At 68.0% G+C, this 6,718-nt stretch carries 9 protein-coding genes; 2 read left to right on the top strand and 7 right to left on the bottom strand.

The window, feature by feature from the left end:
* Together LWW96_RS10915 and LWW96_RS10910 are read left to right on the top strand one after the other, a co-directional pair.
* A partial coding sequence (locus LWW96_RS10915) for an amino acid--tRNA ligase-related protein (RefSeq protein ID WP_291486866.1) occupies positions 1-534 on the top strand: 534 nt, incomplete at its 5' end.
* 83 nt (positions 535-617) lie between these two features.
* Positions 618-1,298 carry a mechanosensitive ion channel family protein gene (locus LWW96_RS10910; protein WP_291486864.1) on the top strand — a complete coding sequence of 227 codons (681 nt, stop codon included), beginning with the start codon at positions 618-620 and terminating at the stop codon, positions 1,296-1,298.
* A gap of 66 nt (positions 1,299-1,364) precedes the next feature.
* On the opposite strand, the gene nagZ is transcribed toward LWW96_RS10910, so the two are convergent.
* The 7 genes from nagZ to LWW96_RS10875 all read right to left on the bottom strand — a co-directional run bounded on the left by nagZ (position 1,365) and on the right by LWW96_RS10875 (position 6,714).
* On the bottom strand, positions 1,365-2,447 hold the full coding sequence (gene nagZ / locus LWW96_RS10905) for a beta-N-acetylhexosaminidase (RefSeq protein WP_291486862.1): 1,083 nt from the start codon (positions 2,445-2,447) through the stop codon (positions 1,365-1,367).
* 56 nt (positions 2,448-2,503) lie between these two features.
* Positions 2,504-2,920 (bottom strand): holo-ACP synthase, encoded by a 417-nt coding sequence (gene acpS / locus LWW96_RS10900; protein ID WP_291486868.1) that lies wholly within the window; start codon positions 2,918-2,920, stop codon positions 2,504-2,506.
* 58 nt (positions 2,921-2,978) lie between these two features.
* Complete coding sequence (locus LWW96_RS10895; RefSeq protein WP_291486860.1) at positions 2,979-3,755, bottom strand: pyridoxine 5'-phosphate synthase; 777 nt, start codon at positions 3,753-3,755, stop codon at positions 2,979-2,981.
* Positions 3,752-4,522: a DNA repair protein RecO gene (recO, locus tag LWW96_RS10890; RefSeq protein ID WP_291486858.1), complete on the bottom strand. Its 771-nt coding sequence runs from the start codon at positions 4,520-4,522 to the stop codon at positions 3,752-3,754. The genes LWW96_RS10895 and recO overlap by 4 nt, the downstream gene beginning before the upstream one ends.
* Positions 4,523-4,646: 124 nt before the next feature.
* On the bottom strand, positions 4,647-5,663 hold the full coding sequence (gene era / locus LWW96_RS10885; RefSeq protein WP_291486856.1) for a GTPase Era: 1,017 nt from the start codon (positions 5,661-5,663) through the stop codon (positions 4,647-4,649).
* Positions 5,660-6,343: a ribonuclease III gene (gene rnc / locus LWW96_RS10880; protein WP_291486853.1), complete on the bottom strand. Its 684-nt coding sequence runs from the start codon at positions 6,341-6,343 to the stop codon at positions 5,660-5,662. Before rnc ends, era begins: the two co-directional genes overlap by 4 nt.
* A complete protein-coding gene (locus tag LWW96_RS10875) occupies positions 6,343-6,714 on the bottom strand; it encodes a DUF4845 domain-containing protein (protein WP_291486851.1) in 372 nt (123 codons plus the stop codon). Before LWW96_RS10875 ends, rnc begins: the two co-directional genes overlap by 1 nt.
* Positions 6,715-6,718 lie beyond the last annotated feature (4 nt).

The following is a 6,718-nucleotide window of genomic DNA, read 5'->3' as shown; positions in this document are numbered from 1 at the left end:
GAAGCCATCTTCCAGTACACCGAGGCCGGTGCCCATGTGGACGACGCTGCTTGGCTCATCAGCGCACTGAAGAAGCTGGGCATGAACGAAGAGAAGAACAAGCTCTCTGCCCGCAGCCTGGCCAGCCTGCAGGTGCTGTATTTCGAGGAAACGGTGGAAGACAAGCTCTGGCAGCCCACCTTCATCATGGAGCACCCGACAGAGATATCGCCCCTGGCCCGTGCCAACGACACGCGCCCCGAGGTGACCGAGCGCTTTGAGCTCTACATCACTGGCCGCGAGTTCGGCAACGGCTTCTCCGAGCTGAACGACGCCGAGGATCAGGCCGCACGCTTCCACGCCCAGGTGGCGGCCAAGGACGGCGGCGACGACGAGGCCATGTACTTCGACCACGACTTCGTGCGTGCGCTCGAGTACGGCATGCCGCCCGCAGGCGGTTGCGGCATCGGCATCGACCGCCTGATGATGCTGCTGACCGACAGCCCGAGCATCCGCGACGTGATCCTGTTCCCGGCGCTGCGCCGGGAATCCTGAGCCCCGCTGTCCCGCCAGCCCCCACGGCGGCGGGACATTCGTCAACCGACGGAACGCCGGACACACTTCTGCGCTTGCCCACCATGGCCACGACCTCCAAGCTCCAGACGCTGACCGCCCAGTTGCCCGACTGGGTGCGGGACTGGCTGGAGGTCATCGTCCCGGCGGTGCAGATCCTGCTGATCGTGCTGGCCGCCTGGATACTCCAGCGCACCCTGCGGCGGCTGATGCGCCGGGCCGCGGCCCGCTACCAGTTGCCCGACGAGCTGCTGGTGCCCGTCAACGGCCTGCTGCGCTGGCTCACTATCGGCGGCGCGGTGCTGCTGGTGCTGGAGCGCCTGGGCGTGTCCGCCACGGTGCTGTGGACGGCCTTCACCGGCTTTGCCACGGTGGGCGCGGTGGCGTTCTTCGCGGCCTGGAGCGTGCTGTCGAACCTGTTCTGCGCGCTGCTGATCCTGACAGTGCGGCCGTACCGCATCGGGGACTACATCGAGGTGCTGGACACCGCGGAGAAGCCCGGCGCCAAGGGCCGCGTGGTGGACATCAACCTGCTCTACACCACGCTGGAAGACCACGCGGCGGCCGCGCACGGCGGCGCCTGGCTGCAGATTCCGAACGCGCTGGTGTTCCAGCGGGTGGTGCGGCGCTTCCAGGGCGTGCCCCCGCCGCCTCCACCTGCCGCGCCGGCCCATACCGCACAAGCCACGGCAACCACCCCGGCCGCGCCCGCGCCGCAGCTGCCGGGGCCGTTCAATACGCCCTGACGCTGACGGGCGGTGCGCCGCCGCAAAAGGCCGTGGGCCGCGGCGCTGCGGCCCAGCCCATGCAGATCAGGGCAGCAGGTCCAGCGCGTGCATGTAGGCCGGCTGCAGCATCAGTTCATCCCACGGCTGGGGCAGGGTTTCGGGCAGCAGCGCCAGGCGGCGGGATTCGCTGTCCACACTGGGCTGCCAGCGGCCTTGCGCCTGGGCTTGTTCCAGGCCGTTGAGCAGTTCGTCCACCGCCCGGCCGTCGCCCAGGCTCTGGTTGCACAGCAGCACCAAATCGCAGCCGGCCTGCAGCGCGGCGAGAGCGGCGTCGGTGTAGCTGATCACCTGGCCGTCCAGGCGGCGGGCGCCTTCCATGCTCAGGTCGTCGCTGAAGATGGCGCCGTCAAAGCGCATCTGCCGGCGCAGGATGTCCTGCAGCCAGCGCTGGGAAAAGCCCGCCGGGCGGCTGTCCACCTTGGGGTAGATCACGTGGGCAGGCATCACGCTGGTGAGCGTGGTGCTGAGCCAGGGGTACGGCGCCGCATCGTCGGCCAGGATGGCTTTGAGGCTGCGCCGGTCCACCGGCACGTCGGTGTGCGAATCGGCCTTCACAAAGCCGTGGCCGGGAAAGTGCTTGCCGCAGTTGGCCATGCCTGCCTGCAGCAGGCCGTGCATGAGGCTCTTGGCCAGCAGCGCCACCACGCGCGGGTCGCGGTGGAAAGACCGATCGCCGATCACGCCGCTCTCGCCCCAATCCAGGTCCAGCACGGGCGTGAAGGAAAAATCCACGCCGCAGGCGCGCAGCTCGGTGCCCAGCACGTAACCCGCCGCCGTGGCCGCATTGGTGGCGCGCAGGGCGCCGCTGCCCGGGCCGCCCTCGGCATCCTGCATCCACAGTTCGCCAAAAGCGCGCATGGGCGGCAGGTGGGTGAAGCCGTCGGTGCGAAAGCGCTGCACGCGGCCGCCTTCGTGGTCCACGCAGATGAGCAGGTCGTCCCGCACGGCCTTGATGGCGGCGGTCAGCTCCAGCAGCTGCGCGCGGTGCTCCCAGTTACGGGCAAACAGGATCACGCCGCCGGTCAGCGGGTGGGCCAGGCGGCGGCGGTCCGCGTCGGTCAGCGTGGTGCCGGCGACGTCCAGGATCAGGGGAGCGTGTTCGATCATGCAGTGGGTACCCCAATGGTTTTGCTATACAAAAAGTAGCTGCTTGCGCTTGTCCATCAAGCGCTGGAGGCCGATTTTGCTTCCAATCGCTCCACCACGCAGAAGCTGGCGGCGTAGTCGCTTTCATCCGTCACGCTCAGGTGCGCGGTCAGGCCCCGCGCCTCAAACCATTCCCTGAGCGCGCCGTGCAGCACGATCACGGGCTGGCCGGTCGCCAGCTTGGCCACCTCGCAGTCGCGCCAAGTCATGGGCATGCGCATGCCCAGGCCAATGGCCTTGCTGAATGCCTCCTTGGCGGAAAAGCGGGTGGCCAGGTAGCGCAGGCCGCGGTCGGGCCAGCGGGCGCTGCGCTCGCGCCAGGTGCGCAGCTCGCCTTCGGCCAGCACCTTCTGCGCAAAGCGTTCACCGTGGCGCTCCAGGCTGGCGCGGATGCGGCGCACGTCGCAGATGTCGGTGCCGATGCCGTAGATCATTGGTTTCAAGCCAAATAGGGCTCTAGCGCTTGTCAGGAAAGCGCCAGCAGCTATCAAATCAGGAGTTACCGTGTGCCGGGCTGCCCTCTGCAATACAGGCGAGGTAGGCCTGCACGGTGGCGGTGTAGCCCAGCTCCAGCGCATCGGCGATCAGCGCGTGGCCGATGGAGACTTCCGCCACGCCCGGCACCTGGCGCACAAAGGCGGCCAGGTTGTCGCGGTTAAGGTCGTGCCCGGCATTCACGCCCAGGCCCGCGTCCAGCGCCGCCTGCGCGGCGGCGGCGTACTGCTGCAGCTGGGCGGCCTGGCCGGGCGTGCCCCAGGCGGCGGCGTAGGGCTCGGTGTACAGCTCCACCCGGTCGGCGCCCACCGCACGGGCGGCGGCCATCTGCGCGGGCACCGGGTCCATGAAGAGGCTCACGCGCACGCCCAGGGCCTTGCATTCGGCCACCAGGGGCGCCAGGCGCTCGGCGTCTTGCGGAAAGCTCCAGCCGTGGTCGCTGGTGAACTGGTCTTCGCTGTCGGGCACGAAGGTGGCTTGGTGCGGGCGCACCTGGCGGATGAAGTCCATCAGGTTCTGCGAGGGGTTGCCTTCGATGTTGTATTCGCGGCCGGGCCAGGCCTTCATCAGCGCGGCCAGCTCGAATACGTCATGCGCGCGGATATGGCGCTCGTCGGGCCGGGGATGCACCGTGATGCCCTGCGCGCCCGCCTGCAGGCACAGCTCGGCGGCGCGGGTAACGCTGGGAATGCCCAGGTGGCGCGTGTTGCGCAGCAGGGCCACCTTGTTGACGTTGACGGACAGCGCGGTGCGGCGGTGGGAGGCAGAGGTCATAGGGATTGCAGGTCGATCATGAGCTGGCGGGTGCGCAGCGTGGGGCTGCCGCAATGGTATTGCAGCAGCGCGCGCAGCTGGGGCTTGAGTTCGGCGGCCACGGGCGCGCAGGCACGCAGCGTGGCGGTAAAACGCGCCATGTCGTCGTCCAGCCCGCGCTGCAGCGCCTGCCACTGGTGGCCCGGCAGCGCGGCGCGGTCGCCGGGGGCCGCGCTGCGCAGGCCGCCTTCGGCTACCAGGGCATAGCGGTCCTCGGTCTGCAGGGGGGCCAGGGTGAGGGTTTGTGCGTCCAGCGCGGGCAGCAGGCCGATCTCGCGCAGCAGCAGCAGCTCGAAGGTGCGCAGCACCGGCTCCAGGGCGTCGCCGTGCTCGCTGGCCAGCACGCGCACCACGCCTGCGTAGGCGTCGAACAGCGCGGTGTGCGGGTCGGCGCGGGCCAGCAGGCGCAGCAGCAATTCGTTGAGGTACAGGCCCGAGAGCAGCGCGTCGCCCGTGGGCATGACATGCCCGCCCACCCATTCCGCGCCCTTGAGGGTGTGGATGTCGGCGGCGCCTTCGCCCTCCCCCGCCAGGCTGTAGCTCACGGCCAGGGGCTGCAGCGGCAGCAGCACGGGCCGAAAGTTGGACGTGGGCTTCTTCGCGCCCTTGGCCACCAGGGCCACGCGCCCCTGGCGGCGGCAGAACACCTCCAGGATCAGGCTGGACTCGCTCCAGTCGTAGCTGTGCAGCACGAAGGCGGGTTCATCGGTAACGCGGCGCACAGCCATGGCGCTATCTTTTCAGGAGCTGCTTGCGCTGATCTGGCAATCGCCCAGGGCCTTTTTGGTCCAAAATCATCACCCCAGAGCATGCCGCCGTGCCGTCGCCGCCCCGGCAAGGCCTTGCGGCGCCTCATTCATAGCCAAAGGACCGCACCCGCGCCTCGTCGTCCGCCCAGCCCGAGCGCACCTTCACCCAGACTTCCAGGAAGACCTTGGCGTCCAGCAGCTTTTCCAGCTCCATGCGGGCGTCGGTGCTGATGCGCTTCAGGCGTTCGCCCTTTTCACCGATCACCATGGCCTTGTGGCTGTCGCGCTCCACCACGATGGTGGCGGCCACCCGCACAAAGCGCTTGTGCGTCTTGCTGGGCTCTTCGTCGAACTTGTCGATGACCACGGTGGAGGTGTAGGGCAGCTCGTCCCCGGTGAAGCGGAACAGCTTTTCACGCACCGTCTCGGACGCCAGGAATTTCTCACTGCGGTCGGTCAGCTCGTCCTCGCCGTACCACCAGCCCTGCTCGGGCAGGTATTTCTCGCAAATGCCGAACAGGCGCTCGATATCGCCCTTGTTCTTGGCCGACATGGGCACGAATTCGGCAAACGGGTGGCGCTCCTGCATGCTCTTGAGCCAGGGCGCGATCTCGGCGCGGCGGTGCACCGTGTCGAGCTTGTTGGCCACCAGCAGCGTGGGAATGCCGGGCTTGAACAGCGACAGCACCTTGGCGTCGGCCAGCGTGAAGTTGCCTGCCTCCACCACGAACAGGATCAGGTCCACATCACCGATCGCGCCCATCACAGTCTTGTTCAGCGACTTGTTGAGCGCGGTGGCGTGGCGTGTCTGGAAGCCGGGCGTGTCCACAAAGATGAACTGCGTGGCGCCGCGCGTGCGGATGCCGGTGATGCGGTGGCGCGTGGTCTGCGCCTTGCGCGAGGTGATGCTGATCTTCTGACCCACCAGCGCGTTGAGCAGCGTGGACTTGCCCACGTTGGGCTTGCCCACGATGGCGATCACGCCGCAGCGCTGGCCGGACATCGCTGCGGAAGCAGCCCCGGAGGCACCAGCTGCGGCCAGCATGGCGTCCAGATCATTCTGGGCGCCAGGGCCCGGCAGGTCAGCGCCACCAGCTACATCTTTCGTAGCATTGTTCATAGCTTCTTTGCTTTCAATGTGGCCAGCATGGCGGCGGCAGCGGCCTGCTCGCCCGCCCGCCGGGAGCCGCCGATGCCCCGTTCGGTGAGCCCCAGCTCGGGAATGTCGCACTCGACGTCAAAGGTCTGGCGGTGGGCGGCCCCCACGGTCCCGACCACCTTGTACTGCGGCAGCTTCATTTTGCGGCCCTGCAGCCACTCCTGCAACGCGGTCTTCGCGTCCTTGGACGCCGCCTGCATCTGCGGGTTGATCTCCACCCGGTGAAACAGCCGGTGCACCAGGGCTTCGGCGCTGGCATAGCCCGCGTCCAGGTACACGGCGCCGATCACGGCCTCCAACGCATCGGCCAGGATGGACGGGCGCTGCTGGCCGCCGGATTTGGACTCCCCCTCGCCCAGCCGCAGCACATCCGGCAGTTTCAGGCCCAGCGCCAGCTGGTGCAGGGTGTCCTGCTTGACAAGATTGGCCCGCACCCGGGACAGGTCGCCTTCGGGCAGGTCCGCCAGCCGCTGGAACAGCAGGCTCGCGACCGCCAGGTTGAGCACCGAGTCGCCCAGAAACTCCAGCCGCTCATTGTGGTCGGCCGAAAAACTGCGGTGCGTGATGGCGCGTTGAAGAAGGCTGGGATCGGAGAAGCTGTGCTGCAGGCGCGCCTGCAGCGCTTGGAGACTGGGATGCACTAGTTGGTCTGTCCTTCGAAGCGGTACACGAGGTAGGCCGGACCCGCCAGCGCAATCTCGCGGGAGTACTTGAAGGACACCACGACCTTGTCGCCGCGCTTGCCGATCTCCAGGTCCTTGCCCTGCACGGAACTGATGTTGTCGATGGCGGCCGCGCGGTCGAAACTTGCGCGGATATCCGCCACGGTCGAGCCTTCGTTCGCGGCCTTCTTGGCGGCCTTGCTGATGGCCTGGTACTCCAGGAAGATCGGGATCGACTGCCCGCCCACCGCGAACGCGGCCACGGCAAGCACCCCGATGAAGACCACGCCAATGAACGACAGCCCGCGCTGGCGGGACCGGCGGCTGCAACGGTGCGTAGACGACAACATGTGT

Origin of the sequence: Acidovorax sp., assembly GCF_021287135.1 — a bacterium.
In the GTDB taxonomy this organism is placed as follows: Bacteria; Pseudomonadota; Gammaproteobacteria; order Burkholderiales; family Burkholderiaceae_C; genus Acidovorax.
Note: the sequence above shows the minus strand (reverse complement) of the source record. Positions and strands in the feature narration are given on the sequence as shown.

Bases quoted from the DNA above. Each gene is read 5' to 3' on its own strand.
- nagZ (WP_291486862.1), bottom strand. From the start codon at position 2,447: ATGATCGAACACGCTCCCCTGATCCTGGACGTCGCCGGCACCACGCTG.
- era (WP_291486856.1), bottom strand. From the start codon at position 5,663: ATGAACAATGCTACGAAAGATGTAGCTGGTGGCGCTGACCTGCCGGGC.
- LWW96_RS10895 (WP_291486860.1), bottom strand. From the start codon at position 3,755: ATGACCTCTGCCTCCCACCGCCGCACCGCGCTGTCCGTCAACGTCAAC.
- LWW96_RS10875 (WP_291486851.1), bottom strand. From the start codon at position 6,714: ATGTTGTCGTCTACGCACCGTTGCAGCCGCCGGTCCCGCCAGCGCGGG.
- recO (WP_291486858.1), bottom strand. From the start codon at position 4,522: ATGGCTGTGCGCCGCGTTACCGATGAACCCGCCTTCGTGCTGCACAGC.
- LWW96_RS10910 (WP_291486864.1), top strand. From the start codon at position 618: ATGGCCACGACCTCCAAGCTCCAGACGCTGACCGCCCAGTTGCCCGAC.
- acpS (WP_291486868.1), bottom strand. From the start codon at position 2,920: ATGATCTACGGCATCGGCACCGACATCTGCGACGTGCGCCGCATCCGC.